Source organism: Parasutterella secunda, from assembly GCF_016901835.1.
GTDB lineage: Bacteria > Pseudomonadota > Gammaproteobacteria > Burkholderiales > Burkholderiaceae_F > Aphodousia > Aphodousia faecavium.
Genome location: NZ_JACJKX010000039.1, coordinates 1 through 1177, shown reverse-complemented (window position 1 = coordinate 1177; position 1177 = coordinate 1). Strand labels below are relative to the sequence as shown.

1 protein-coding gene is annotated in these 1177 nt (G+C 54.6%); it reads right to left on the bottom strand.

Going from position 1 to position 1177, the window contains the following annotated elements; translation table 11 throughout:
• Position 1 precedes the first annotated feature (1 nt).
• Positions 2–1177: elongation factor Tu (tuf, locus tag H5985_RS09225; RefSeq protein WP_205051017.1), on the bottom strand; the 1176-nt coding region annotated here is incomplete at its 5' end.

The following is a 1177-nucleotide window of genomic DNA, read 5'->3' as shown; positions in this document are numbered from 1 at the left end:
ATTATTCGATGATCTTGGCCACCACACCGGCGCCAACCGTACGACCACCTTCACGAACAGCGAAACGCAAGCCTTCGTTCATGGCGATCGGGCTGATCAATTGAACCGTCATCGTGATGTTGTCGCCAGGCATCACCATTTCCACGCCTTCCGGCAATTCAATCGTACCCGTCACGTCCGTCGTGCGGAAGTAGAACTGCGGACGATAGCCCTTGAAGAACGGCGTGTGACGACCACCTTCGTCCTTGCTCAACACGTACACTTCAGCCGTGAACTTCGTGTGCGGCGTGATCGTGCCCGGCTTAGCCAACACTTGACCACGTTCCACTTCTTCACGCTTCGTACCACGCAACAACACACCAATGTTGTCACCAGCTTGACCTTGGTCGAGCAACTTGCGGAACATTTCCACGCCCGTGCAGGTCGTCTTTTGCGTCGGACGAATACCAACGATTTCGATTTCGTCACCAACCTTCAACACACCGCGTTCCACACGGCCCGTCACCACCGTACCACGACCGGAGATCGAGAACACGTCTTCAACAGGCATCAAGAACGGATGGTCAACGTCACGAACCGGCGTCGGGATGTAAGCATCCATCGTGTCAGCCAACTTCAAGATAGACGGCACACCGATTTCGGATTGGTCGCCTTCCAAAGCCAACTTGGCAGAACCCTTCACGATCGGAATTTCGTCGCCCGGGAAGTTGTAGTTGCTCAACAAATCGCGAACTTCCATTTCCACGAGTTCGAGCAATTCAGCATCGTCCACCATGTCGCACTTGTTCAAGTACACGATGATGTACGGAACGCCCACTTGGCGAGCCAACAAGATGTGTTCACGCGTTTGCGGCATCGGACCGTCAGCAGCAGACACAACCAAGATGGCACCGTCCATCTGAGCAGCACCCGTGATCATGTTCTTCACATAGTCAGCGTGCCCCGGGCAGTCAACGTGTGCATAGTGACGATGTTCCGTTTCGTATTCCACGTGAGCCGTGTTAATCGTAATACCACGGGCCTTTTCTTCCGGAGCCGCGTCAATTTGGTCATATGCACGGGCTTCACCACCGAACTTGGCGGCCAATACCGTCGTAATTGCAGCCGTCAACGTCGTCTTACCATGGTCGACGTGACCGATCGTGCCCACGTTCACGTGGGGCTTGGTGCGTTCAAA